Origin of the sequence: Paracoccus sp. MC1862 (genome assembly GCF_016617715.1) — a bacterium.
Lineage (GTDB): Bacteria > Pseudomonadota > Alphaproteobacteria > Rhodobacterales > Rhodobacteraceae > Paracoccus.
The window spans coordinates 1,434,558-1,459,853 of record NZ_CP067225.1 but is presented as its reverse complement, the minus strand read 5'-3'; the positions used below and the strand labels follow the sequence as shown (position 1 = coordinate 1,459,853).

21 protein-coding genes and 3 pseudogenes are annotated in these 25,296 nt (G+C 67.0%); 7 read left to right on the top strand and 17 right to left on the bottom strand.

The genetic code is table 11. The features are described 5' to 3' along the window. Position 1 precedes the first annotated feature (1 nt). The 9 genes from tagH to JGR78_RS07290 form a co-directional block, all read right to left on the bottom strand. Positions 2–1,249, bottom strand: a complete 1,248-nt coding sequence (gene tagH / locus JGR78_RS07330) for a type VI secretion system-associated FHA domain protein TagH (protein WP_182805344.1) — start codon at positions 1,247–1,249, stop codon at positions 2–4. Continuing rightward, the gene (gene tssG / locus JGR78_RS07325) at positions 1,246–2,295 is read right to left on the bottom strand and encodes a type VI secretion system baseplate subunit TssG (RefSeq protein ID WP_182791131.1); all 1,050 of its coding nucleotides are present in this window, start codon (positions 2,293–2,295) and stop codon (positions 1,246–1,248) included. The genes tagH and tssG overlap by 4 nt, the downstream gene beginning before the upstream one ends. Further along, the gene (gene tssF, locus JGR78_RS07320; RefSeq protein WP_182791132.1) at positions 2,259–4,118 is read right to left on the bottom strand and encodes a type VI secretion system baseplate subunit TssF; all 1,860 of its coding nucleotides are present in this window, start codon (positions 4,116–4,118) and stop codon (positions 2,259–2,261) included. Before tssF ends, tssG begins: the two co-directional genes overlap by 37 nt. Beyond that, positions 4,118–4,867, bottom strand: coding sequence for a type VI secretion system baseplate subunit TssE (locus JGR78_RS07315; protein ID WP_182805342.1), 750 nt, complete (start codon positions 4,865–4,867; stop codon positions 4,118–4,120). The genes tssF and JGR78_RS07315 overlap by 1 nt, the downstream gene beginning before the upstream one ends. Before the next feature lie 25 nt (positions 4,868–4,892). Further along, positions 4,893–5,384: a type VI secretion system tube protein Hcp gene (locus JGR78_RS07310; RefSeq protein WP_182791134.1), complete on the bottom strand. Its 492-nt coding sequence runs from the start codon at positions 5,382–5,384 to the stop codon at positions 4,893–4,895. 119 nt (positions 5,385–5,503) lie between these two features. Next, complete coding sequence (tssC, locus tag JGR78_RS07305) at positions 5,504–7,015, bottom strand: type VI secretion system contractile sheath large subunit (RefSeq protein WP_182805340.1); 1,512 nt, start codon at positions 7,013–7,015, stop codon at positions 5,504–5,506. Between the two features lie 3 nt (positions 7,016–7,018). Further along, positions 7,019–7,555 carry a type VI secretion system contractile sheath small subunit gene (gene tssB / locus JGR78_RS07300; RefSeq protein ID WP_182791136.1) on the bottom strand — a complete coding sequence of 179 codons (537 nt, stop codon included), beginning with the start codon at positions 7,553–7,555 and terminating at the stop codon, positions 7,019–7,021. A 54-nt stretch (positions 7,556–7,609) separates the two neighbouring features. After that, complete coding sequence (locus JGR78_RS07295; RefSeq protein WP_182805338.1) at positions 7,610–8,731, bottom strand: ImpA family type VI secretion system protein; 1,122 nt, start codon at positions 8,729–8,731, stop codon at positions 7,610–7,612. A gap of 108 nt (positions 8,732–8,839) precedes the next feature. Further along, positions 8,840–10,960 (bottom strand): serine/threonine-protein kinase, encoded by a 2,121-nt coding sequence (locus tag JGR78_RS07290; protein WP_182805336.1) that lies wholly within the window; start codon positions 10,958–10,960, stop codon positions 8,840–8,842. Positions 10,961–11,148: 188 nt separating this feature from the next. Between JGR78_RS07290 and tssH the strand changes: the two genes are divergently transcribed. From tssH to JGR78_RS07265, 5 genes are read left to right on the top strand one after another with little or no spacing between them, the layout of a single operon-like run. Then, positions 11,149–13,935 carry a type VI secretion system ATPase TssH gene (tssH, locus tag JGR78_RS07285; protein WP_182805334.1) on the top strand — a complete coding sequence of 929 codons (2,787 nt, stop codon included), beginning with the start codon at positions 11,149–11,151 and terminating at the stop codon, positions 13,933–13,935. Between the two features lie 5 nt (positions 13,936–13,940). Continuing rightward, positions 13,941–15,038 carry a DUF2169 domain-containing protein gene (locus JGR78_RS07280; RefSeq protein WP_182805332.1) on the top strand — a complete coding sequence of 366 codons (1,098 nt, stop codon included), beginning with the start codon at positions 13,941–13,943 and terminating at the stop codon, positions 15,036–15,038. Beyond that, on the top strand, positions 15,035–16,099 hold the full coding sequence (locus JGR78_RS07275) for a 3-oxoacyl-ACP synthase (protein ID WP_182805330.1): 1,065 nt from the start codon (positions 15,035–15,037) through the stop codon (positions 16,097–16,099). The genes JGR78_RS07280 and JGR78_RS07275 overlap by 4 nt, the downstream gene beginning before the upstream one ends. Beyond that, positions 16,096–17,070 carry a DUF4150 domain-containing protein gene (locus tag JGR78_RS07270; RefSeq protein WP_182805327.1) on the top strand — a complete coding sequence of 325 codons (975 nt, stop codon included), beginning with the start codon at positions 16,096–16,098 and terminating at the stop codon, positions 17,068–17,070. The genes JGR78_RS07275 and JGR78_RS07270 overlap by 4 nt, the downstream gene beginning before the upstream one ends. Before the next feature lie 2 nt (positions 17,071–17,072). After that, entirely contained in the window at positions 17,073–18,017 is a 945-nt protein-coding gene (locus tag JGR78_RS07265) for a hypothetical protein (protein ID WP_182791143.1), read from the top strand. Here JGR78_RS07265 and JGR78_RS18505 read toward each other — a convergent pair. The 3 genes and pseudogenes from JGR78_RS18505 to JGR78_RS07250 form a co-directional block, all read right to left on the bottom strand. Further along, positions 18,005–18,358 (bottom strand): hypothetical protein, encoded by a 354-nt coding sequence (locus JGR78_RS18505; RefSeq protein WP_182791144.1) that lies wholly within the window; start codon positions 18,356–18,358, stop codon positions 18,005–18,007. The genes JGR78_RS07265 and JGR78_RS18505 overlap by 13 nt on opposite strands. Beyond that, entirely contained in the window at positions 18,358–18,774 is a 417-nt protein-coding gene (locus JGR78_RS07255) for a DUF6484 domain-containing protein (protein ID WP_182805325.1), read from the bottom strand. Before JGR78_RS07255 ends, JGR78_RS18505 begins: the two co-directional genes overlap by 1 nt. A gap of 231 nt (positions 18,775–19,005) precedes the next feature. Continuing rightward, a pseudogene (locus JGR78_RS07250) lies at positions 19,006–19,389 on the bottom strand (DDE-type integrase/transposase/recombinase); the annotation flags it as partial. A gap of 34 nt (positions 19,390–19,423) precedes the next feature. On the opposite strand from JGR78_RS07250, the gene JGR78_RS07245 reads away from it, so the two are divergent. Next, positions 19,424–20,638 carry an IS256 family transposase gene (locus JGR78_RS07245; RefSeq protein WP_200559389.1) on the top strand — a complete coding sequence of 405 codons (1,215 nt, stop codon included), beginning with the start codon at positions 19,424–19,426 and terminating at the stop codon, positions 20,636–20,638. Between the two features lie 74 nt (positions 20,639–20,712). On the opposite strand, the pseudogene JGR78_RS07240 reads toward JGR78_RS07245, so the two are convergent. Continuing rightward, positions 20,713–21,066 (bottom strand): annotated as a pseudogene (locus JGR78_RS07240) (transposase); the annotation flags it as partial. Between the two features lie 67 nt (positions 21,067–21,133). Between JGR78_RS07240 and JGR78_RS07235 the strand changes: the two are divergent. Continuing rightward, positions 21,134–21,829: pseudogene (locus JGR78_RS07235) on the top strand (IS3 family transposase); the annotation flags it as partial. 59 nt (positions 21,830–21,888) lie between these two features. On the opposite strand, the gene JGR78_RS07230 reads toward JGR78_RS07235, so the two are convergent. The 4 genes from JGR78_RS07230 to JGR78_RS07215 are packed head-to-tail and all read right to left on the bottom strand — an operon-like array spanning position 21,889 to position 24,890. After that, entirely contained in the window at positions 21,889–22,428 is a 540-nt protein-coding gene (locus JGR78_RS07230; protein WP_182791147.1) for a Crp/Fnr family transcriptional regulator, read from the bottom strand. Next, complete coding sequence (locus JGR78_RS07225) at positions 22,398–23,237, bottom strand: DUF5681 domain-containing protein (RefSeq protein WP_182791148.1); 840 nt, start codon at positions 23,235–23,237, stop codon at positions 22,398–22,400. Before JGR78_RS07225 ends, JGR78_RS07230 begins: the two co-directional genes overlap by 31 nt. Beyond that, positions 23,234–24,565 (bottom strand): DNA methyltransferase, encoded by a 1,332-nt coding sequence (locus tag JGR78_RS07220; RefSeq protein WP_182791149.1) that lies wholly within the window; start codon positions 24,563–24,565, stop codon positions 23,234–23,236. The genes JGR78_RS07225 and JGR78_RS07220 overlap by 4 nt, the downstream gene beginning before the upstream one ends. Continuing rightward, the gene (locus JGR78_RS07215) at positions 24,543–24,890 is read right to left on the bottom strand and encodes a hypothetical protein (RefSeq protein ID WP_182791150.1); all 348 of its coding nucleotides are present in this window, start codon (positions 24,888–24,890) and stop codon (positions 24,543–24,545) included. The genes JGR78_RS07220 and JGR78_RS07215 overlap by 23 nt, the downstream gene beginning before the upstream one ends. Positions 24,891–25,296 lie beyond the last annotated feature (406 nt).

The window sequence follows — 25,296 nt, the reverse complement described above, 5'->3', positions numbered from 1 at the left end:
GTCATGGTTCCCTCCGGTCTGGTGTTTCGTAGGTGTCGCGGAACTCGGGGCCGACCTCGCCAAGGAAACGATCCTCGGCGGCGCGGGCCGTCTCGGCCCAGCGCGCGGCATAGGCTTTCCACAGCAGGGCGGGGCGTCCCCCCGCCAGCAGCGCGCGCAGTTGCCCCGTATCGGCCAGTTCGGCCTCGATCGCCTCGGGCGAGAAGCGGTCGATCATTCGCCGCAGGGCAGCCTGCATGGCCTTCCAGCTTCGCATCCGGTGGTCGGCCAGGTCGCGGAAGGCCTCGGCGATGGCGGCGTCCGGGTCCAGATAGCCCGGGCCGCGCGGCGCGACGAGGGCCGCCACCTGTTCCTCGGCCAGAGCAAGGAACTTCAGCGGGTTCACCTGCTGCGCTCCGATCAGCGTGGGCGCGACGCGCAGCGCCGCCTTTTCCTCAGATCGCGCGCGCAGGAGAGCCACCAGTCCTTCGGTCATCATGCGATAGCGGCGACCGAGTGCCTCAAAGTCCGGCACATCCGTCCCGTTCGGGTCCAGGCCCGCACCGCGCAGGAAAGCCGCCGCAGCCGCAGCCGACGCAGGCGTCGGCGCCTCGGGCTCCCGGTCCTGCAGATCGGTGACTGGCGAGACCCGGTCCCCCGGCTCGGTTGTCTCGGACCCCGACTTGACCGGCGGGGGCCCCCAGTCCCACTCGATGCCCCCCTTGGCCGCTTTCTCTGGCGGCGGTTCCCGCGAGGTGGTAAGGGGGTCCAGGGTGAAGGGATCATCAAGGCCCGGCAGCGTTGCCTCGGGAGTCCGGTTCTGCACAGGGATCGGGTGCTCGAAGGGGGGGGGCAAGTCCGCGGGGCGGGAAACGGGTGGCGGCACCTCCTGCGGATCGAAGAACGGATCGCGGCCGACGCCTGAATCCCGGGGCGCCTCAGGTGCCTGACCGAACTGGCCAAGCTCGACCCCGAGGATCAGGTCCCCCATCCGCAGCCTCATCCCGTCACGAAGCGAGGCCGAGCGCCCCTGGCCCAGCGGCTGCGGCCCCTCGTCAAGAAAAAGCCCGCCTGAACTGGTGTCGGTGACGGTGCAGCCGCGGTCGGTGACCTCTACCACGCAATGATGGCGCGAGACGAACATCCCCGGATCCTCAAGCCGCCAGTCGCAGTCCTCGCCCCGCCCCAGCACCGCCCGCCCGGACTCGAGCCGGAACGTGGCGAGCGGCTGGGGAACCGGGCTGGAGAGGACGGCAAGACTGAGGGTCATCGCAGGGCCTGCCTTTCATCCAGCGACATCACCAGATCACCCCGGTTTCCCGCCTTGCCCCCCGCAAGCCAGGCGGTGCGGCCAAGGGTCGGGCCTTCCCCCAGCAGGGAAGCAGGGATTTCACCCCCCGCCAGGACAAGGCGCAGATCGAAGCCGGTCTCCTCGCCCATGACGAAGCGCAGGACGTTGCAGAGAGCCTGTTGCGCCGAACCCTCGCCGGCCAGCGCCAGATAGTGCCCCAGCGTCAGCGGGCCCACTTGGATCTCCGCCCGCCCTTGCGGCTGGTAGATGCGCGGACCCAGGACGGCACTGCGGCCCAGACCGGCGTAGGCCAGCCCCAGACGGCTACTCAGGCCCGCAGGGATGGTTTGCCAGCAAGGCGTGAACTCCACCACCTGGACGGACGCGTCGAGCAGGTCGGACAAGACCTCCTCCAACCGCTCGGGGTTGCGTATCTCGCTGGCGAGGCTGGTGGCATGACGGAGTACAAGGTCAGGGTCGTCCAGCGCCTCGGTGATCCCCGGTAGGCCGATGCCCGCCAGAGCGGCGAGCATGATGGTCACCTGTCCACGGCCGCCATGATCGGCGGCGACGGCAGGCTGCGCCTCGGCGAAGGCGCGATAGTGGAATGCGATCATCCGGTGCTGCAGCAGGTTGCAGAATTCGAGAAAGGTGCGGTCGGCGCCGGGTTCCGGCGAGGGATCGCCCGGAAACCAGCGTTCGGACATGCGCTCAAGGATGCGGCGGCTGAGATGCAGAGGCATCGGACCCTCGGGGCCGAACAGCCCGGTGATCTCGACCGCGATCCAGGCAGGAGCGTCGCTTCGGCCGGGGTCCCATCCGGCGATCTCGCAAGCGGCAGGACCGAGCCGGATCTGCTGCCCCAGCCGGGCGGGCTCCTGCGCCGGGCCACCCGCCCGCCCGAAGTGGCGCTCGGGGGTTTCCAGCCACCGCATCAGCTCGAAGGCCTCGATGTCGGGCGGCGGGTTCGGTGTGGTGCTGTCCGGGGTCAGATCCGGGCGCGACAGCCGGGCCGCATCGGCCATGACATCTCCTCCTGTTTGCGGACAAGCCGGGTGCGCGTGCGGACAAAGGCATTGACCGAAGCATACCGAGCGAACAGCCGGTCCAGCAGCGCGGACAGCAAAAAATGGCTTGCGCCGGCCAGCAGGGTTTCGTCGATGTCCAGCGTGATCTCGGTGCCCCGTCCGAAGGCGAGCGGGCCGGGCAGGGCCAGCCGTTCGATCACCGGCCGGCTGGACACAGACGCAACCGCACGAGCGTGGCGGGCCAGCGCCGGATCGCCGCGGTCGGCGTAAAGCGCCAGCAGTGCATTCAGCGGCGCGCCCCCGCGCCCGGCCTCGGCCAGCGAAAGGTGGCTGGACGACAGTTGCGCCACCAGCCGCCATGCGGTGTCGTCCCCGGGGGCCCTGGTTGCGCCCGCATCCGCCGCGGTCAGCGCCGGCTGCGGGCGACGCATAGGGGCGATCAGATCGACGCGCAGGATCGGCTCTCCGCCCTCGGGGGTCAGGCGCGGCGTGTCGTCCAGGATCGGCAGGTCGCGGTTGGTGCAAAGCGCGCGGATGTCCAGCCGCCGGGGCATGGCGCCGGCGCTCTGCGAGACAGAGATCCACAGGTCGTCGCCCGCATAGGAGCTGCGCATCTGGCCGCGGCTGATCTCGTCGGTGGCAGGGCGGCGGGGGCGGCGTTCGGCCCACCACAGCGGGGCTTCGCCGGTGCGGGCCCGCGGCGCATGGACAGGGCAGAGAAGTCCCGAGTCCCCCTCGCGGTCGGCATCGGCGACACGGAGCAGGCGATAGATCTCGAAATCGCGGGTCCGGGCGCGGTCGGCATGGACCGGGTGGGCGGTCGCGCGGGGGTCGAGATCGACGAAGTTGCATTCCTTTTCGAACAGGTTGACCAGCGGCGTCGCGAAAAGCCGAAAGTCGCCCGCGTCCAGACCGGCCAGTTGCGGTTCGGGCCGCGACAGCAGCACGGCAAGGTCAAGCGCCACGCCGGGACCGCATTGAGCCGCGGCCGGGGAAATCTCGTTCAGACGCAGAAAATGAAAGCGCTCGGGCATCAGGAAATAATCCCGCAGCAGGCGAAATCCCTCGAAGCTCTGCCGGACGCGGGGGGTAAGGCCCTCATCATCGGCAACGCCGACCATGGCCGGCAGCGCAATGGCCTGCCCCGCCGCGCCGGGCCGCGCCGGGTGGGCGACCGCAGCGATGGCGCTGCCGTGGACCGCGTCGAACAGCGCGGCCGCGCGGGGACTTCCGGCGAAGCACAGGTCCAGCCGGTCGAGCGTCAGGGCGGAGAGGGACGTGGGCCCGGCGCCGCGCAGGATCAGGCGGATCGCGGCCTCGGCCCGGCTGGCTGGCACCCCGAGGCCCGCGGCGGCCAGAGCGCCGCGATCGGGAAGATACTCTGCCGCTTCCAGCGCGATCGGCCAAAGGGTGACATCCTGTGCCGTGGTATAGGTGGCGCGCGTGGTCAGCCCTTCGCGCATGACGGCGCACAACCGGCTGCCGCGGGGCACGCGGTGGCCTGCGGGCATGGCCTGGACCTGGGGGCCGGGCTGCAGCACGCCCATGCCCATGGCGGGCGCCGGCGCGGCAAGATCGGGCCACAGCGCCTCCAGTACGCCCGCCGTGAACCGCCGGCCCTCGGCCTCGATTTTCAGCGCCGTGCGCGCCGCCAGGAAAGCCACGCCTTCGAGCAGCCGCTCGACATAGGGATCGGGGCAGGGCACTGAATCCAGCGACAGGTTGCGGGCCACGTTCGGATGCAGCGCCGCGAATTCCGAGGCGAGCCCCCGGATATGGTCCAACTCGGCCTCGTAGGCGGCAAGGAAGGCGCGGTCCATCAGCCCTCCTCCAGCGCCGTCGCGGCGGCGCCCGTGTCGAGGTCGATGGTGGTCAGCAGGCGCAACCTTTCCGGCACCGGGGCCATCAGCAGCAGTCCCTCGATGCGGATGCGCAGGCCGACGCGGGCGCCGGGTTCGACCGTGACGCGGATGCTGTCGCGGCGCAGGCGGGGCTCGAACAGGGCCAACACCTCGCGCAACTCGCAGGCCAGCGCCTCGTGATCGAAATCGCTCGCCCGTCGCCCGGCAAAGGCGGGCACGCCGTAGTTCAGGACCGAGGCCCGGACATGGGGAAAATCGACCAGCATCTCGGCGGGATCCTCGGCCCCCCCGGCCATCCCGCGCGGGGCCATGCGGCGCTCCATGTCCGTCAGCAGATAGCGCACCTCGAACCGCTCGACCCCGAACAGGTCCTCGACGTCGCGGCGCACCGCCTCGCGCAACTGCTCGGGGGTCACGAAGACGCCCCGGTCCTGAAGCACCGTGCGGCGGTTGCGCAATTGCGCCAGGGCTGCCCAGTCCCGCGCGTCCTCGGGGGCAAGCCCCTGGGCATCGCCTCCTGCAGACAGCGCCTCCAGCCGTTCGGCGCCGATCCTGGGCCGCAGCGTGGCCTCGAGGCGGGCTATCTCGGCCGCAAGGCCGGGCAGGTCGTCGATCAGCCGGTCCCACAGGCTCGGCTGCACCGCCTCGCGCCGTCCACGCGGGGGCAGGGCGGTCCGGGGGCGTTCGTCCAGGGGTGGGCCGGGCATTTCGGCACTCCTGCGGGCGCGGCGGTCACTTGGCCGCCATCAGGTCGTATTCGACCTCGTGCTCGTCACCCTTCGAATGGTCGTCGGCCTGCAGAACATACTTGATCTTGATCTTCTCGAACGAGATCCCGACCTCTTCCGAGATCAGGGCGGCCGAGTCTTCCGAAGGCGAGTCCTGCTTCATGTCATAGCCAGAGATCAGGCAGTTGCTCATCGTGATCGTCAGGTAATCCAGATGCGCCTCGCCGGAATCCTTGCGGGCGGTGAAGACGATCTCGGGGAAGGCCTTGCCCTGCATGCAGGCCAGCGCGAGATAGGGCGAGGCGGCGTCGTACCACTTGCGCAGCGTCAGGTCGCTGACCGTCGCACGCCCGCGCACGCGACCGGAGCCGGTCGCGGCCGAGCTTTTCTGCGCGGCGTTCAGGCTGACGCCCCAGACGTCGATCTCGCCCTCGTGGTCGGCTCGTCGGGATTCGCCGTCGATGCCGTCGATCTTGAGGTATCCGGTGAAGGCCATGACAATGCTCCTGTTCCGGCAGGCTGGGGTTCAAGGGTGGCGGGTCCCCGCGGGGGCCGCGTCGGAGGTCCGGCGTCGCCAGGCCAGGAGCGCGGGCCGGGTGGCCCGGCGCGAGAGTGTCACGCGCCCTTGACCGAGGGCAGTTCCGACACCAGCCGCAGCGAGGCATTGATCCCTTCGAGCTGGTAATGCGGGCGCAGGTAGAAGCGGGCGGCGTAATAGCCGGGCCGGCCCTCGACGCTGTCCACCTTGACCTCGGCCTTGGCGAGCGGTCGCCGCGCCTTGGCCTTGTCATCGGCCATCGCGGTGTTCGCCAGGACATAGCGGTTGATCCATTCGGACAGCCACACCTCCATGTCGGCGCGTTCCTTGAAGGTGCCGATCTTGTCGCGGGCGATGGCCTTGAGGTAATGGGCGAAACGGCAGACCGGCAGCAGATAGGGGAGGTTCGCCGACAGCCGTTCGTTCGCCTGGGCGTCGGGATCGACCAGCCGTCCGGCCCTTGCCTCGCAATCCTGCAGGGACTGGGCACCCAGGAAGGCCGCGACATCGGTGTTCTTGCGATGCAGGATCGGCATCAGCCCGAGCCTTGCCAGTTCGAGTTCGCGCCGGTCATCGATGGCGATCTCGGTGGGACATTTCATCACCACCGATCCGTCGTCGCCGGGGAAGGTATGCACCGGCAGGTTTGTCACCGCGCCGCCCGATTCCACGCCGCGGATCTGGCTGCCCCAGCCATACAGCTTGTGGCTGCGGTTGATGTTCACCCCCATCGGGAAGGCCGCGTTCATCCAGACGTAATGGTCGTGCCGGCCGTCGATCTCCTCGCGGAAGTCGAAGCCCTTGACCGGGATCGTGTCGGGGCCATAGGGCAGCCGGGCCAGAACCCGCGGCAGCGTCAGCCCGATGTAACGCGCGTCCTCGCTTTCCCGCAGGCTCTGCCAGGCCGCGTAGTCGGGGGAAGAGGTCACCATCTTCAGGTCCTGCGGATTGGGCAGTTCCTGCCAGCTTTCCATGCGGAACAGCCGCGGGGAAGCGGCGGCGATGAAGGGCGCATGGGCCGAGGCGCAGATTCCCGACAGACTCCGCAGCAAGCCCACGTCGCGAGGGTGATGGCTGAATTCGTAGGTCCCGAGGACGGTGCCGAAGGGCGCGCCGCCGAAGCTGGAATACTCCTCGGTATAAAGCTTGCGGAACATGGGGGACTGGTCCCACATTTGTCCCTCGAAGTCCTCGAGCTGGTCGGCAAGCTCGTCCTTGGTGATGTTCATCACCCGGATCTTCATCATGTTGTCGGTTTCGGTGTTGTTCACCAGATAGTGCAGCCCGCGCCATGTGCCCTCCATCGCGCGGACCTCGGGGGCGTGCAGCACCTCGTTCATCTGCATCGTCAGAAGCTGGTCGATCCCGGCGATCAGCGACTTGATCGAGCGCACCGCATTGCCGCTGATCGTGGCGCTGCCCGCCTTTTCCCGTGCGGCCAGCGCGAGGTTGGCGACCAGCTCGCGCAGCTTGGCGCTGTCGTCCTCCCTGACGCGGAAATCCTTTTCCAGCAATGCGCCGAATTCGTCCAGGTCGACGGCTTCGACCTCGGCGGCGGTGTCGGCGGCCTTGAGTTCCTGTTCGGCCATGGCTCAGCTCTCGGACTTGTCGCCGCCCATCGCCTGTTCGGCGATGCGGGCCAGCAGGGGTTCATCGTTCAGAAGCTGGGCAATGCGCTTTTCGGCGCTGGACTTGCCGTCCATGTAGCTCAGCAGTTCCTCGAGTTTGCGGCGCATCTTCAGCAGTTCGGCCAGTTCGGGGATCTGCTCGGCTATGCGGTCCGGGGTGAAGCCTCCCATGTCGCGGAAGGTCAGATCGACGAACATCTCCTCGTCGGGTGCCTCCTGGCCGGGCTTGCCCGGCAGGCGGTTGGGGACGCGTGCGGTCACGCGCGGAGAGAGCGCCTCCATGAAGGACCGGAAGCGGCCGGCATCCACCTCGACGAAGCTGCGTTCGGCCGGCGGCTTCTGCGCCTCGCGCGACGTCGACTGGCCCGCCAAGTCCGCCATGACGCCCATGACGAAGGGCAGCTCGATCGTGGTCGGGCTGCCGTAATGCTCGACATCATAGGAGATTTGCACCCGCGGCGGGCGATTGCGTTCGATGACCTTTGACTTGCTCTCGCTCATTGCGGCTACTCCCTCTTGCGGCGGGTCCAGCGGTGTCGGGTCCATTGATGCCGCTCAGCGGCCCTTGTCCTCGGTGACGCCGGCGACATTGCGGAATTCCTTCATCCCTCCGGGGGCAAGTTCCTCGATCAGTTCCAGAAAGTTCATCGACACCATCCTCTTCATGCGTCGTGCCAGATGCGGCAGCGGCGAGGCCGGTTCGTTGCGTTCGTAGAAGTCTATGACGAGGTCGAGGCAGGTCTCGACCTCGCGGCGTGATGACAGCCGGGCGGGCAGGCCCATCGGCTGAGCGCAGGCACTGACCGGCATCTGCGCCGGTGCCGGCCCGACATTCTCCGGTTCTGCCGCATTGCCCGGGCTGCCGGAGGCGGGGGCAAGCTGGGCGGCCGGACTGGCCAGCGCCGCCTGCATCCGCTGCAGCATCTGGCGCAAGGCGGCAAAGCGGGTTGGGGGCTCGTCCCCGATGCGGGCGGCCAGCGCGGTCTCGAGCCGGGCAAGCGCCGCCAGCGCGGCATCCAGGCCCGTTTCCAGCACGGACACCGCTTCGGGCTCGAGGTCGCGCGAGGCGCGGCAGGCGGTCATCACCCGCGCCACCCGGGCCTCATGGCGCGCCGCGCGCTCGGCCTGTTCGGCCGGAGATAGCCCGGTCTTGCCCTCGGCCGCCAGAATGGCCTGGCTGACGGCGCCCGCGGCGAGATCCCCTCCCGAGACGACAGGCAGGCCGCGGGGCGCCAGCATCGTGTTGAAATCCAGATCGCCCAGGATCCCCGCATCGGAATTCTCGATCTGATACAGGGCATTGATGCGCCGCAGCGCCGACTCGCGCGGGAACTTGCCGTCGCGCAGGGCGGGATGAAGGTTGTCCCACCAGTCCTCCAGCGCGCCGCCCAGCAGGTTCAGCCCTTCGGCCAGCCCGGCGGGACCGTCGAGGTTGGTCATGATCCGCGCGGCGATGACCAGCAACCGCAGATCGCGCCCTGCCTCGGCCAGTGCCGCCGCATCCTCGAGCAGCTTCGCCCACTCCAGCGGCACGTCGCCGGTGTTGCCCTTGGCCACCTGCGCCGCCCTGACTGCCCGCGAGGCCCCGTCCAGCGCCCGCTCGAGCGCCAGAAACCTCGTGTCGTTGCGAAGATCCAGCCCGGCTGAGTCCGGGACGGACAAGGGCGCGAGAAACATGGCCGAAACCTTTATGTGCAAGGCCGTGTGTGCAGTTCCCCAAGCCTGCCGATCATCCCATGAATCAGGCTGTTACGCAATGAGTCCTGCAGAGTATCGAAACACGCCCTACTGTCGGGGACGGAGATCCAGCGCCCGGAAGGTGGCCGCCAGCACAAGGTCGGGCCGCGCGGCGCGGCGGGCCGCCACCGCCTCGGCGAACGAAGCCGCGGACTCGTCGCCGGGCCGCCGTTCGGGGAAGAGCGGCCCTTGGCTGATGAGGGCGAACAGCCCCGCCTTGCCGAAGTCCTTGTCGTTCACGGTAAAGCCGGCTCTTCCCCTGACTGCCTTGACCTCATCGGCAGTCCACAGCGCCCGGACGATGTGGAGTGCACCCGACGCCTGCCCGATCCGGTCGAGCCGCGTCTCCTCATCGGCAAGAGTGGGTCGCAGGGGGTAAACCTTTCCTGAATATGCAAGGGCAAGCCAGAGTTCGGCTCCCGGGGTCGCGGCCAGCGCCGTGGGAATAAGCACGTCGGCGACGGGATTGTCGCCGGGATGATAGATGCCGGTCAGCGAGGGTTCGGGACGGCGTGCCTCGGACAGGCGAATGGTGACGCCACCCTCCGGCAACCCGGCCAGGGCGGCCTGGATCCGGCACAGCTCCGGGTCCAGCGTCTCGATATCCAGCCGAAGCGTCCGTGCGCCAACCAGCGGACCTAGATCCCCGGCCAGCGCGGCTTCCGCGCCCGCGTCGGGCAGCGTGCCCGTGATCGTGACGCTGCCATCGTCCGGTACCCCGGCGTTAGGAATGTCGCTGGTCAGTGCGCCGCAAGCCGCATGGCGCGCCGACACCGCCTCGATCTCGGCAGCGGACAGCAGGACCGGTGCGGTCAGGTCCAGGCGCAGGGTCATGCCCGATTGGTGCGCCCAACTCTCCAGCCTCTCGGCAATGATGTCGCGTTCCTGGGTCGAGGCGGCACGCCCTGCGATCTCGACGGTGAGGTCCGTGACCGAGACGATCCAGTCCTCCAGTCCTTCCAGTTCCGGGAAAAGCCGCTCCATCGCTGTGGCCCAGCCCGGCGCCGGCATGCCGCGCGCCTCGGCCAGTGCATCCGGAGGCAGTGGGGCGCCGGTCGCCGACGCGACGGCACCCGCGATCCGGCCTGCCGTGGCCGTGTTGGGGGCATGTCCCGACAGGCGTGGCGCCGGGCTGGACGCGGCCTCGAGCCGCCAGGGCGCGGCCAAGGGCAGGTCGGGCCCGACAAGCGGCCGCACAAGGAGGATCGTGGCCGCCACCAGCAGGACCGCCGCCAGTCCGGCAAGCCACGCCCGGCCCAGTCCCCCGCCTTTCCGCGCGCGCTTGGTGCCCCGATCCCCGGTCGTGCTGCGTCCGCCGCGCGCCGGCGCCTGGGGCTGACCCTTGAGCAGCGAATCCAGCCGGGCCAGCACGGCGGTGGCCGAAGGGGCGCGGTCCGCCAGCTTCGGGGCAGACAGCCAGAGGATCAGCCCGGCCAAGGGCTCGGGCAGGCCAGACACGTCCAGTGGCTCGGACTTGCGGCGGATCATCTCTCCGGGCGTGGACCCGGCAAAGGGAATCTCTCCGCGCGCGGCGGCGGCCAGCGTCGCGCCCAAGGCGTAAAGGTCGCTGGCCGGCACGGCCTTGCCTTCGAACTGTTCAGGCGCGGCATATTCGTACTTGCCGGCGAACTGGTTGCCCACCACCGAGCGCGCGCGGCTGAAGGTGTCCTTGGCTATGCCGAAGTCGATGATCGTCGCGCCCTCGACTCGGTTATCGCGCAGGATGATGTTGTCGGGCGACAAGTCGCGGTGCACGACTCCATGGACGTGGGCGGCGGCGAGGCCCTCGGCCACGCGGTGCGCGATGATCAACAACTCGCGCGGGCTCAGCCTTCGGGCGTTCATGACCTCGGACAGGGCCGGACCGTCGATGAAGTCCATCACCAGGAACATATTTCCCTCGGCGGTGCGGGAGCATTCGCTGTAGCGCACCACGGCATCGTGGATGATGTTGCGCATCGCCTCTTCGCGGCGCATCAGTTCCAGATAGCCTTCATCGCCCGCGAACTGCGCCGACAATGCCTTGATGGCCACGATCCTGCCGGTCACGAGGCTGCACGCGCGATAAACCTCGCCCGTGCCGCCGCGGCCCAGGACGCCCTCGACAGTCCAGGTGTTGTTCAGCACCTGACCCGGGCGGAAGATGTCCCCAGGCAGAGACGGGATCATGATGGCGGCCCTTTCGCCCCTGCGTCCCGGCTTCGCGGTCCCGCGAAAATGTTTCCGGATGCAGCGGTTTTGAAATACACTTTCCGCAGGAACAGTTTTCTCTCGGCACCCGCCTCGCGCAAGCCCTGTTTCATTGCGTCGGCTTTTTGCTCTGCAGTTCTTTCGTCCCCTGTCCAAGGATGGCCGGAATGACGACCGTGACCCCCCGTATCCTTCCCCCTGGCTCGAGAGAGACCGTCAAGCGCAAGGAACTGGTGGGCCGGCTGAACCCGCTTTGCCTGCGGGCCTTTTCCGACGCGGCGCGAAAGGCCAAGTCCCGCGGCAATCCCTATGTCGAACTAGCTCATTTCATCGCTGCACTGGCAGAGCGGCAGGATTCGGATCTTGCCCTGATCGGCGCGGCGGCGGGCGTCGATGCGGCCCGTCTGGAGGGGGATCTTGCGCGTGCGCTGGACGCGCTGCCGCGCGGGGCAAGCGCGGTCGAGGAGTTTTCCGACCACATCTTCCATGCCATCCAGGAAGGATGGACCCGAGCCGCGCTGGAACGCGGCACCGATCAGGTGCGATCGGCCGACATCCTGATCGCCTGTCTCAAGACCCCTGCGCTGGAATCGCTGCTGCTGCGGATCAGTCCCGAACTCGGCCGCATCGACGCGGACCTCATGGCGCCGGACCTGCCCGGCATTGTCGCAGCCTCTGGCGAGGCGGAGCCCCCGGCGCTTGCCACTGCAGAACCGGTGGCGGCGCGGCAGGCCGACGGAGCCTTGGCGAAGTATGCCACCAACCTGACCGAACGGGCGCGGGCCGGCAGGATCGATCCGGTCGTCGGGCGCGACCCCGAGATCCGCCAGATCATCGATATCCTGATGCGGCGGCGGCAGAACAACCCGATCCTGACCGGCGAGGCGGGTGTCGGCAAGACCGCCGTGGTCGAGGGCTTCGCCCAGCGGCTGGCGCGGGGCGACGTGCCGCCGCAGCTTGCCTCGGTCGATCTGTGGCTGCTGGACATCGGATTGATGCAGGCCGGCGCCAGCGTGAAGGGAGAGTTCGAGAAGCGGCTGAAGGCGGTGATCGACGATGTCCAGTCTTCGGTCAGGCCGGTGATCCTGTTCATCGACGAGGCCCATACCCTGATCGGCGCGGGTGGCGCGGCGGGCACCGGGGACGCCGCGAACCTGCTGAAGCCCGCGCTTGCGCGGGGCGAGTTGCGGACCGTCGCCGCCACCACATGGGCCGAATACAAGCAGCATATCGAAAAGGATCCCGCGCTGACCCGCCGCTTCCAGGTGGTCCGCATCGAGGAGCCGTCGGAAGCCGCCGCGATCGAGATGCTGCGCGGAATGGCCGGCGTGCTCGAGGCGCATCACCGCGTCGAGATCCTGGACGAGGCGATCGGCGCCGCGGTGGCGCTGTCCCATCGCTACATCCCGGCGCGGCAGTTGCCGGACAAGGCGATCAGCCTGCTGGATACAGCCTGCGCCCGCGTCGCCGTCAGCCAGCACGCCACGCCGGCCGAACTTGAGGATCTGCAGCGCCGCCTGCAGGCGCTGGAGATCGAGGCGGGAATCATCGCGCGCGAAACCGCCGTGGGCGTGGACACCGCAAAGCGGCAGGCGGCCAATGACGCGGCCCGCGTAGCGGCGGAAGCCGACCGCGATGCCGCGGTCGAGCGATGGAAGGCGGAGAAGGCGCTGGTCGCGGATATCCTGCGGCTGCGGGCCGAGTTGCGCGGCGAGGGCGTGGCCCTGGACGGGGTGACGCCGGAACAGCGTGCGGATGGGTCGGAAGCGGGGGGCGAAAAGGCCGGGGTGCCGCCAGACGCCTCGCCCGCCCCTCTGCCAACGGAAGATCCGGGTCTGGACGGGCAGGGGGCCACTTCCCCCGACCCGGCGGCGCGCCTTGCGGATCTGCGCGCGAAGATGTCCGAGCTGGCCGGCAGGCAGGGCGAGCGGCCGCTGATCCTGCCCTCGGTGGACCGGCTGGCGGTGGGGGCGATCGTGCAGGACTGGACCGGAATCCCGGTCGGCCGGATGCTGGCCAGCCAGACCGAGCGCGCGCTGGGCCTGGCCGCGCTTCTGGCCGAGCGGGTCGTGGGTCAGGACCACGCGATGGAGGCCATCGCCAGCCGAGTCCAGACCGGTCTGGCAGGCCTTGGCGCGCCGGAAAAGCCGGTCGGCGTCTTCATGCTCTGCGGTCCCTCGGGCGTCGGCAAGACGGAAACCGCGCTGGCGCTTGCCGACGCGCTTTATGGCGGCGAGCAGAACCTCATTTCGATCAACATGAGCGAATTCCAGGAGGCGCATACCGTCTCGACCCTCAAGGGCGCGCCGCCCGGTTATGTCGGCTACGGCAAGGGCGGGGTGCTGACCGAGGCGGTGCGCCGCCGTCCCTATGCGGTCATCCTGCTGGACGAGGTGGAAAAGGCCCATCCGGATGTCCACGAGATCTTCTTCCAGGTGTTCGACAAGGGCAGCCTCGACGACAGCGAAGGGCGGCGGATCGATTTTCGCAACACGCTGATCCTGATGACCTCGAATGTCGGCACCGACGAGATCATGGCCCTGACGGATGCCGGCCATGCGCCGGTCCGCTTCGACCAGATGGCGGCCGCGCTGCGCCCGCCGCTGCTGAAGGTCTTTCCCCCGGCCTTGCTGGGGCGTCTGGTGACAGTCCCCTATCTGCCGCTGTCGGACGCCATGATCGAGACCATCGCCAGCCACAAGCTGCGCGCCATCGCCCGCCGCCTGCACGAAGCGCATGGGGCCGAACTGGTGGTCGGTGATGGTGTCATGGCGCAGATCCGCGCCCGCTGCACCGAGGTCGAGTCCGGCGGGCGGATGATCGACGCGATCCTGACCGGGACCCTGCTGCCCGAACTCAGCCGCCGGGTGCTTGAGGCGCGACTTGAAGGCCTCGGTATCGCTCGGGTCACGGTCACGGGCGGGACCGACGGCTTCGCTTACGATCTGGGCTGAACACCATGCAGATCCTCGACCAGACCCGCTTTCCCCATCAGATGGGCGCGGGAATGGACGTGGCGGGCCGCAGCTTCATGACGCTGACGATCAAGGGGAGCTTCGCCTTTCCCGACCGCGAGGGCGATCCGCCGCGGCCGCTGGAAATGCAGAGGCCGCTTGTGATGGCCGACGAATACACCGGCGCCCCCGGCTTTTCGGCGCCGCTATGGGAAAGCGACTTCGCCTTTCGCAAGCCCGCCTGCGACGTGGTGCTGAACGGCGCGGCCCATGCGCCCGGCGCCCGGCCGGTCGAGCGGCTGCGCGTGGGACTGGCCGTAGGGGGCTGGTCCAAGCAGTTCGACGTGGTGGGCCAGCGCGAATGGCGCACCATTGGCCCGGCGATCACGGCGACCCGGCCATATCCCTTCACGCGGATGCCGTTTTCCTATGACACCGCGTTCGGCGGCCCGGACCGCAGCCGCCCGCCCGGTCCGGACGTGCCCGTCTATGCCGCAAATCCCGTGGGCCTGGGCTTCGCGACCGCGAAAGGCGGCGATCCGGCGGGACTGGCGCTTCCCAATACCGAGGCGCCGGGAGAGGAGGTCGTCTCGCCCTATGGCAGCAGCTACCGGCCGATGGCGCTGGGCCCTTACGGGCGCGGCTGGCCGCTGCGCCTGCCCTTTGGCGGGACCTACGACCAGAACTGGGTGGACAATATCGCGCCCTTCCTGCCTCCCGACTTCGACGAGCACTACTACCAGATGGCGCCACCCGACCAGCAGATCACCCCACTTGCCCCGTTCACTCCGGTTGTTCTGGTCCATCTGACTTCGCGCGGGCGCGAGGCATTCCGGCTTCCCGACACCCGCCTGCCGATCCGGATCTGGCGCGGGACGGACGTCTGCCTGGAGGGCCAGCCGTTGCCCGACAGCCTGCTGATCGATGCCGAGGCGCGCGTCTTCATGCTGGTCTGGCGCGTCAGTGTGCCTGTCCGCCGCACCTTGGCTGAGTTCTCGCGCGCCTGGATCGGTCCACCGACCGAGGCCATGCTGCGGGCCGAGCGCGAGGGCCGGGGCTACCTGCGCCTGTCCGCCGTGCTCGGGGAGGAGGCCGAGCCATGATAGGTGTCCGCGCAGCCGGGATGGTGACGGCGGTGGGTCTGGACTGGGCCTCGTCGGCCGCCGCCATCCGCGCCCGTCTGGACGGCTTCGCCGAGACTCGCTTCGTCGCCGGGGGCGGCTGGCGGATCGGCGCGGCGGTGCCGCTGCCACGCAACTGGATCGGTCCGCGACGCATGGCGCATCTGGCCGCCGGGGCACTGGCTGACATCCTGCGTCAGGAGCCCGCGGCGCGGGATGCGGCGCTCATCCTGTGTCTCGCCGAGGAAACTCGCCCCGGCCGACCGGTCACCGATCCAGCCGCACTGCTGCGGATGCTGGCCGCGATCCTGCGCCTGCCCGAGCGGCGCACGCATGTGGTCCAGCATGGCCGGCCCTCGGGCTTCGTGGCGCTCGACCAGGCACGGCGCGTGATCGCCGGGGGACAGGCGGGTCAGGTGATCGTGCTGGGCATCGACAGCTACCTGACCGGCCCCGCCATAGCCCATTACGCCGGGCTCCAGCGGTTGCTGGAGGAGGGCAATGCCGACGGATTCATCCCCGGCGAGGCCGCGGCGGCCGTCCTGCTGGGACCGGGCGGCCCGTTGCGGCTGACCGGCCTGGGGTTGGCACGCGAGGTGGCATACCTCGGCAACGGCAAGGATAAGGACGGCGAGGACCTGCCCCTGCGCGGCGACGGCATGGCGTCCGCCTATCGCGCCGCGCTGGCACAGGCGGAAACCGATCTGGCCCATGTGGAATACCGCATCTCGGACCTGACCGGAGAGCAGCACTTCTTCAGGCAGGCCGCGCTGATGACCCTGCGGCTTGAACGGGGACGCAAGGCCTTCCAGGACCTGTGGAGCCCGGCAGAGAGCCTTGGCAATGTCGGCGCAGCAGTGGTGCCGGTGATGCTGGGCATGGCGCTGGCCGCCGCGCGCAAGAGCTATGCCCCCGGCTCGCCCGTGCTGATCGAGGCCTCGGGCGATGACGGCGCCTGCGGAGCGGCGGTGCTGCAAGAGGCGCGTGGCCCGATGCGACACGCGTCCATCGAGGACCGCTTCCGCGCGGAGGCCGCGCCATGAGCGGCGTCTTCGCCAACGGGCTGGAGATCAGCGGCAAGGCGGTGAACGCGAAGACCATCGCCGCCTTCCCCGACACCTGCTTCACCCCGCCCGAGAACCCCGCAACACCGCCAGGCGTGCCAGTTCCCTATCCGAGTTTCGGCATGGCCTCGGATACCGAGAACGGCAGCGGGACGGTGTTCATCGGCGGCAAGACGGTGAACATAAAGAACAAGTCGGATGAGGCGAAGACCTCGGGCACAGAGGCAGGCTGCGCGGCGAAGAAGGGTATCATCACCTCGAAGAACACGGGGAAGAAGTACTTCCACGCGTGGTCCAACGATGTGAAGTTCGACGGCGAGCCGGTGATCCGGTTCTCCGATCTGGCGACGCATAACCATGCCTCTGATCCGGGGCAGACGCCGCCTTTCCCCGAGATCTGCGCGGTCAATCCAGCCTTCGCCGACTGCGTGACGCTGCTCAATAAGCTGGACATGCAGTTGCACGAACATGGCAAGAAGACCTGCACGCATCCCGATCAGTCGGAGCATCCGCTCGAAAACCAGATGATGCAGAAATCGCGGGGCGGAATTAATTATGCCGCCTTTCCGGGATATCATAAGGACAAAGCGCCCTGCATCTGCATGCGTTCCTACAACCTGAACCCGGACGGCAGCCCCAAGAGTGGCGCGGGCAGCATGAAGGGGGCGCCGCATCCGATGAAGACCAAGGCCAACCGCGACCTGCTGAAGAAGACAGCCAAGCCGACCGTGCGCGAGTCGCTGGATGTGACCAAGCAGGCGTACGGTGATCACCATGACAAGCTGCAGCCCCCCAATGCCTCGAAAGATGAAAAGAAGGCCGCGCTGGAGTGCATCGAAGTGGTGATCGTGGCCTATCTGCAGAGCGTAGCCAAACCCAAGCAGAATGCCGATGGCACGACCAGCCAGCCATCGACGCAGGAGATCCTGAACACGCCGCTGAGGAGTTGAGAATGACCGATACCGACACCCCTTCGGACAATCCGCTGGACGACCTCGACCCTTCCGAGGTCCGCATCGAGACCGTCGACGCCTTCCATCTTGGCGGCACGCGCTACAGCGCAAGTTTCGAGCTGACCGATGTCGATTGCGAGTTCTCGCGCTCGTTCCTGCTCGACATCGACTTCGGCGAGACGCTGACCTTCACGATACGGCTGCAGATCGAGGACGCGATCAACTCGCATGCCACACTGGTCCCGGACCGACATGTGGTACTGGAACTGGGCGGGCTGGTCCATGACCTGACGCCGGCGGGTGACAGCGTTACCGCATTGCCCGAGGGGGTGCTGCGCCGGGTCTGGCATCTGGAGGGCGGCCCGCAATTCGTCTTTGGTGATCACGGCGTCGCCTATATCCGCGAGGTAGGCGCGGGCTGGAATTTGATCCAGCCCTACGATCTTGCGGTATTGCGCGATATACACGGCACCTCGGCCGGCGACGTGCATGCCTGCGGTCATGGCGGTTTGCTGCTGCGGCTTGAGGGGCGCGCTTGGGTGCCGCTGGAGATCCCGGACCAGCGCAATCTCTATGCGCTGGAGGTTTCGGCCGATGGCGCGCTGCATTTCGGTGGTGCTGGGGGCACCGCCTATGCGCTGGTCGCGGACGAGTTGATCGCGCTCGAGGCCGAGCCTTGGGACTATTTCGGGATACGCAGCTTCAAGGGCCGGCGCTACTGGACCGACCCCAGCTATGGCATCAGCGTGCAGGAGGGCCGCGCGCTGCGCCCGTTCCGCAACCTGGGGCAGGGCTTCTTTATGCATGCCTCGGCCGAGAAGCTGGTGATCTCTGGTTGGAAGGAGGTCTTCGTCTTCGACGGCCAGAATTGGGAGGGGTTCGAGATGGGCTATGACGGCAACATCTTCCTGCGCCGACTGGATATGGCGGATTACGGCGGCTGATCGAGGCAGCGGGTCAGATACCCCCTGACCCGCTCCCAATCCAAGTCCGCCACCCGCACCTTCTCCGCTCCCGGCTGCAACATCCGCACCACGAACAACTCCCCCGCCTCGGGGTATTCCGCGAACCGCGCCTCCGCCACCCGCAGCCCCTCGGCGCCAGCCACGCGCAACCCGTCCAGATGCGCCTCCAGCCGCTCCAGCAGCCGGGCAATGCGCAGGGCGTCCATTTCCGGGTTCTCCTCGGGGAACAGCATCGCCCGGTCATAGACCGTCCACAGGAACGCCGCCTGCTCGGCGTGTTGGCGCAGGATCTCGGGCAGGACGGGGGCAGGCGGGTACATCAGTTCAGGTTGATCGAGCCGCCCCGGATGCGGTTCGCGGCCGAGGCGTGGCTGACCAGATAGCTGCCGCGGATGGTGATGTGACCGTCCGCCTCCATCACGATCGATGCCTTGCCGCATCGAAGTTCGATCCGTTCGCGCGCGGTGATGCGCAGCGGCTCGCCGTCGCGGACGACGATCGTGCCTTGGGGGAGGGGGGTGACGATGCGGCCGATCACCAGTGGGCGGCTGGCGTCCCCGTCCTCGAAGAGAAGGGCGAGTTCGGCACCGATGTCCTCGGGTTCAAGGCGCACGAGACTGCGTGCGGGGATGGCTTCCGGCGACAGGTTGCCGGCAAAGACGACCAGTGGGCTTCCCTGCTCCAATCCCAGCAGCATCCCGATCACCACGCCGTCGCGAGCAGCCTCGCCGATCATGCCGCGTTCTCCTGTCCGGCAGATCCGAACATAGCACAACGATGAGGGCATTTCACCAGCGATCCTGGCTAAGATCCGCCTCACCAGTCTTGGGGAGTGTCGAGGTACCCGGTCTTCAGAGCGCAGAACGGCGTCAGTGATGGACCTCCTCATGCGTTGTCAGAGGAATGCGAACTTGTGTGCTGCCAGACGAATGCGAACTCGTCTCAGTGTTCGCGGTCGGGCGGGCCCTCAGGCCGCGCCGAGCTGCCGCCACTCAGCGAGAGCGGCGGCTCGGTTGGCCTTGAAGTGCTGACGACGAGAGAGGCTGCGATCCTGGTTGAAGTGGTTTGAGACGGAAGAGCGGACGGCAGCAAAGAGATGTAGCGTCTTCATCCGCCGGAAGCGGAGCATGGCCCGCTCTCGTCGCCGGAACGGCAGATGCGAGTTCTCGACGCGATTATTCGCATGTCTTGCCGAGTGCTGTCGGGCGCCTGCGCCGAGTTGCCGAAGGGCTGCCCCGTAGGAGCGCAGTCGGTCGGTGACGATCTGCTCTGGCCGGCCGTACCTGCGCATCAGTTTCCTCAGGAACTTCAGCGCTGCCTTAGAGAGTGTCCGGTCTTCTGTGTATGACTGACCCGGTCCATGCTTCCTGAGAGGAGCAAGGACGATGACGATTTCCAACGAGTTGCTGGACGAGTTGCTGAAGGGCTGCAAGCGGCCCGAGGATTTGCTCGGCGATGCCGGGCTGATGAAGGAGCTGAAGGTCCGGCTGATGGAGCGGATGCTTGGGGCCGAACTGACCGCGCACCTGGGCTATGAGGCCGGGGCCGAGCCGCCGCCCGACCAGGCCAACCGCCGCAATGGCACCGCGACGAAGCGGGTGAAGGGCTCGGATGGCGAGGTGCCGCTGGCGGTGCCGCGCGACCGGGACGGCAGCTTCGAGCCCGAGCTGGTCAGGAAGGGCCAGACCCGGATCGACGGAGTGGATGACAAGATCATCGGGCTCTATGCTGCCGGGCTTTCGGTGCGCGACATCCAGGCGCATCTCGAGGATCTCTATGGGCTGCGGGTGTCGCCCGACCTGATCAGCCGTGTCACCGATGCCGTGCTGGAGGAGGTCCGGGACTGGCAGCACCGGGCGCTGGACCGGATGTATCCGATCGTCATCTTTGACGCCCTGCGCGTCAAGATTCGCGATGCCGACAGCCGGATGGTGCGGAACAAGGCGGTCTACATCGCCCTGGGCGTCACGCGGGAGGGCGAGCGCGAGGTTCTTGGGCTTTGGATCGCCGACAACGAAGGTGCCAAGTTCTGGCTGTCGGTGATGAACGAGCTGCGCAACCGCGGCGTCCAGGACATCCTGATCGCCGTTGTGGACGGGTTGAAGGGCTTCCCGGAGGCGATCACCGCCGCCTTCCCGGAAACCACGGTCCAGACCTGCATCGTCCACCTGATCCGGCACTCGATGAACTTCTGCAGCTGGAAAGACCGCAAGGCGGTGGCCGCCGACCTGCGCCCGATCTATGAGGCCCCGACTGCCGAGGAGGCCGCCCGCCGGCTCGATGACTTCGAGGGGACATGGGCCGGAAGATACCCGTCCATCGCCCCGGCCTGGCGACGGGCCTGGGCCGAGGTGATCCCGTTCTTTGCCTTCAGCGCCGCGATCCGGAAGATCATCTACACGACCAACGCCGTGGAATCGCTGAACCGGGTGTTGCGGAAAACCCTGAAAACCAAGGGCTCGTTCCCGACCGAGGAGGCCGCAACCAAGCTGATCTTCCTGGCCATCCGCAACTTCGAGAAGGGCGGTCGCGCTGTCCGGGACTGGGTTGCCGCCCGCAATCAGCTGGCCATAATGTTCGCCGGCCGCCTCGACGCCTGACCGTATCTGAAAACCGCATGGGCCCGGTCAGATACACAGAGTTTCAGACACTCCCCTGCCTTACGATCGCGGGTCTTATCGCGGGTCTTGGTGACGACGGATTCCAGCACCTCGCCCTCGTGGACGACGGCCCGCCAGAGGTAGTGGGTGCGTCCGTTGATCTTCACGAAGACCTCGTCCAAGTGCCACTTCCATTGTGGACCAGACCGCATGGCCGAAGCACGCATTCTACGGATCTCGGCGGCATAGAGTGGCCCGAACCTGTGCCACCAGAAGCGGACGGTCTCGTGGCTCACGTCGATGCCACGCTCATGCAGCAGGTCCTCGACGTTCCGCAATGATAGTGGAAAGCGGACATACAGCATCACAGCCAGGCGGATGATCTCGGGCGAGGTCTTGAAATAGCGGAAGGGACTGCGCTGGGTCATGCCGGGCAGGGTAGGGCGGTCAAGGTCTCGCCGCCAGCCGGTTCCTTTGACAGCGCCCGCTGTCGCCAAGCGGATCCGGGAAATCTGCGAGATGCGTGTCCGGTATGGCTACCGCCGGGTCCATGTCCTGCTCGACCGCGAAGGCTGGGGCATCAACATCAAGAAGGTTTACTGAATTTACAGGGAGTTGGGGCTTCAGTTCAGGAACAAGACGCCGAAGCGGCGGGTGAAGGCCAAACTGCGCGACGACCGTGTCGAGGCAGTCGGCCCGAACGAGGTGTGGGCAATGGACTTCGTACATGATCAACTGGCAACGGGCAGGAAACTGCGCGTGCTGGCGGTCGTTGACACGTTCTCGCGCTATGTTCCCATTCTCGATGTGCGTTACAGCTATCGCGGCGAAGACGTGGTGGCGACCCTCGAGCGGGTTTGCCGGAAGATCGGCTATCCGAAGACGATCCGGGTCGATCAGGGCAGCGAGTTCGTCTCGCGAGACATGGACTTGTGGGCCTATCAGCGCGGCGTTGTTCTCGACTTCTCCCGGCCAGGGAAGCCGACCGACAATGCGTTCATCGAAGCGTTCAATGGCCGGTTCCGGACCGAGTGCCTAAACCAGCATTGGTTCCTGACCCTTGCCGATGCGGCAGAAAAGCTGGAGGCTTGGCATAGATACTACAACGAAGAGCGGCCATACGGTGCGATCGGCAACAAGGATCTGATCACGCTGACGAAATCGGGGGACGTCACCAGCCCGTCACCCTGAGCGAAGCTGGAAGACTCTGCCTTCAGGCGGTAGAACGTTGGGGAGCAGCGTATTTGCTGTCAAAGCTCGAACACAAACATGCGGAAGTCAGGCGAGCGTGTGAATACGTCGACAAAAATCGCGCTTGGAATGGCCACGAGGGTCGCGGCGGTTACAGCGATCCCGTCGGCACCGTAGTCTTCAATCGCCATCTCACTGGACAGGGCCAGGATGCAGGGCTCACCGGGCCCCAACTCAAACGGGGGCGGACTGCGCCCATTTTCAGGTGGTCGCTGGACACTTACCGTCCCGGAGAGAACCACCAGCACGTTTTCTGCCGACTGACCCGGGGCAAAGACCTGCCCGCCGGCCGGCACCGACACGATCGTCGATCCTGTCTCCAGATCGGCACGGATATCCTTAGGCAAGCGCGACAGCAGCCTGAAGCGGTCGATCCAGCTTTGCGTCGTCCGCTCTGCCGTCAGATCCTGATCATCTGCTGTTCCTCTTGCTGGCGGCCGGGTCGTTTCACTGCCCTCGGCGTCGGACTTGTTCTGCTCGATCTCAAAGGCGACCTGTGCCGTTGGCTTTAAGGCGGACTTGAACAGTGCAAGTCCCAACTACCGCGCCTTACATCTGCCGGTGGATCAGGCCATCTGCCCTCCCGCACCCGCTGCTCCAGCACATCCTGTTCCTGGCGGTCCTCTGACACCTGCCATGCCGGAAGCGAGAAGACGGTCATCAGCTTCATGTCGTAGAAGGTCAGCCAATACCCGTTCGTCTCGATGCTCTCGGTCAGGTCTTTTCGTTCCTGCACATGAGACGGAGCCAGTCTGGCCAGCTTCTTTCGCGATTTCTCGATCTCGCACTGGAACGAACCCAGGTACGCCCACATCCGCTCCCACTCGACTTTCTGCTGCCGGTCAGCAGGTCCGCGGATGATCATGTTCCCGGTCGCGCGGTCGCGGACGATATGATCGGGGTTGGGGATGATGTCATCTTCGGACAAGCCGAGTTCCCGGCATCGATCCCGGCTGGCCAGCTGGCCGTTGCGCAGGGCAATCAGGGCCTGATCATGCTCTGCCTGCCGTGCCGCCTCCTGCATGTCGAGGTCGCGCTGCAGCGCGATGACCTGTTGCTGGGCACGGACATTGCCTTTGACGGCTTGCACCCCCAGCGCCCGCATCGCGGCTTGGGCAATGGACAGAACCTCAGGTTCGCTTGTCCCCCGGATCTCGACCTCTCGCTCCAACTCCCGGCGCAGCATGTCATTCAGGGTATTGCTCGAGAACTTCGACTTGTTTTTGGCCCCGCGAGGCCGACCGGCTGGATTGCCCGATTTGCCCTTCTGGAAGCGCCTGTGCTTCGGCGGCTTGCCATAGCCCACTTCGTAATCGCCGTTCGTGGGCGTTCTGGGCGCATCCGTCATGAGATGAGCCGCCTGATGTCATCATCCGCGGCGCTGACCGCCTCCGTGCTTCGCGGCGAACTGCTTGCCGCAGCTGGGGCCGGGCGGTCGATCAGCACGGCCTCGTCATGAGCCCAAGCCTCATAGCGGGTCAGGATGATGTCACAGTACTGTGGATCGATCTCGCAGAGATGTGCCCGCCGGCCGGTCTTCTCGGCGGCAATGAGGGTCGAGCCGGAGCCTCCAAAGAGATCAAGGACGATCTCGCCGCGTGCCGAGACGTCCCGGATAGCATCCACGATCATCTGAACCGGCTTCACGGTCGGGTGCAGCCGAAGCTCCTCCAGATTGGCGCCGCGATACTGCCACACGTTCGTCCGGTAGCGCCCATGCTGGCCGAGTTCAAAGCTGTTGGTGTGAGACGCCGTTCCCTGCTTGTAGGCAACGATCAGTTCATGGCGCGAGCAGTAGAAGGTCCCCATGCCGCCACTGTCCTTGGCCCAGACGATCAGGTTCTTGAGTTCGCTATAGATGCCCTGAGCCGCGGCCATGATCTCACCCATGTGGCGCCAGTCCATGCAGATGAAGTGGATCGCGCCGTCTTCTGCATGGGCGACGAGGTTCGAGAACACCCGGCGCAGGAAGTCCGTGAACTCGGAGGCCGTCATCTCACCCGACGCCATTGCGAACTCCCGGTGCCGGATCGCCCCCTTGCCGCTGACATGGCCGTCGATCGGAACATTGTAGGGCGGATCGGTGAACACCATCCGGGCCTGCTCACCCTTCATGAGCCGGCCGACGACACCCGGATCGAGACTGTCGCCGCAGATCAGGCGATGGGGACCGAGCGCCCAGACGTCGCCCGGCTGCACCCGGGCCTCGACATCCTTCGGGATGGCGTCGTCGCGCGGGTCCTGGTCGGCTTCGGGCTCGGCTGCATCGATCAGCGCATCGATCTCGGCGATCTCGAAACCGGTCACGCCAAGGTCGAACCCGGCATCAATGCTCGCCAGTGCCGCCAGCTCTTCGGCAAGCAGCTCTTCGTCCCAACTGGCATTCAGCGCGAGCTTGTTGTCGGCCAGCACATAGGCGCGCTTCTGGGCCTCGCTCATGTGCTCGATGAAGACGCAGGGAACCTGGGCAAGGCCGAGGAGCTTTGCGGCCTCGACACGTCCATGTCCGGCGAGAATGGTGCGCGTCTCATCGATCAGGACGGGGTTGGTGAAGCCGAACTCGCGGATGCTGTCGGCGATCTGCCGCAGCTGCTTGCGGGAGTGCTTGCGGGCGTTTCTGGCCCAGGGCTTCAACTCGGCGGGCGGGAGATGCTCAATCCGTGGGGTTTTGGTCATCGTTCAGCCTCTCCTCCCTTGCCCATGCCGCGATGGCCTCCCGGTCGCAGAGACGCGCCCACAGGAAGAGCAGATCGCCATCGGATATCCCATGAGCCGTCGTTCTGTCGCCAATGAGGCTGGGAGGCCTGGCCACTGAGCTCCCAGTCTGGTTGCCGCTGTCGTGCATCGCCCAGAAAACTGTGGTTAAATCGGTGAGGCGGACGCCGGATTGACCACGAAGCTCCTCGCGACACTTGGCGAGCACCTGCTTCAGCTCCTGGAAATCGCCGGAGCTTCGGCTGCGATCGGCAAACTCGGCCACCACGGAAGAGAGCAGGAGCAAGGAGTCACGAACCGCAGGGGCTGCCCGGTTGCGTCGGGCGTCATCGAGAAAGGCTGGGCCGACCTGTCGCCACCGTGCCCGGAGCCGTGCAAGATCCTTCTCCCGCGTCACGTCACAGGCCCGCAGGACAGCCGTGAGGGTCAGGGCATCGTTCTCCGCCAGTGCACAGGCGGCCTTCCTCAGAAGGGCCTCATCCTCCGCCTTGTAGGGCGCGGAGCCAGCCGGGCGGCCCGGCGGTCGCTTCGATGGCTTGTATGAGTAACAAGAGGTGCTCATAGATCCAGTATGTGGCTGAGGCCCGGCGCTGGCTACAGGATAATATCTGTCTGCGGAGAAAAATCCTACAAGACGGGCAGGTCTCTCGATGTTGCCGTCGGGATCGTCTCCCTCCGACTGGACTTCCGGC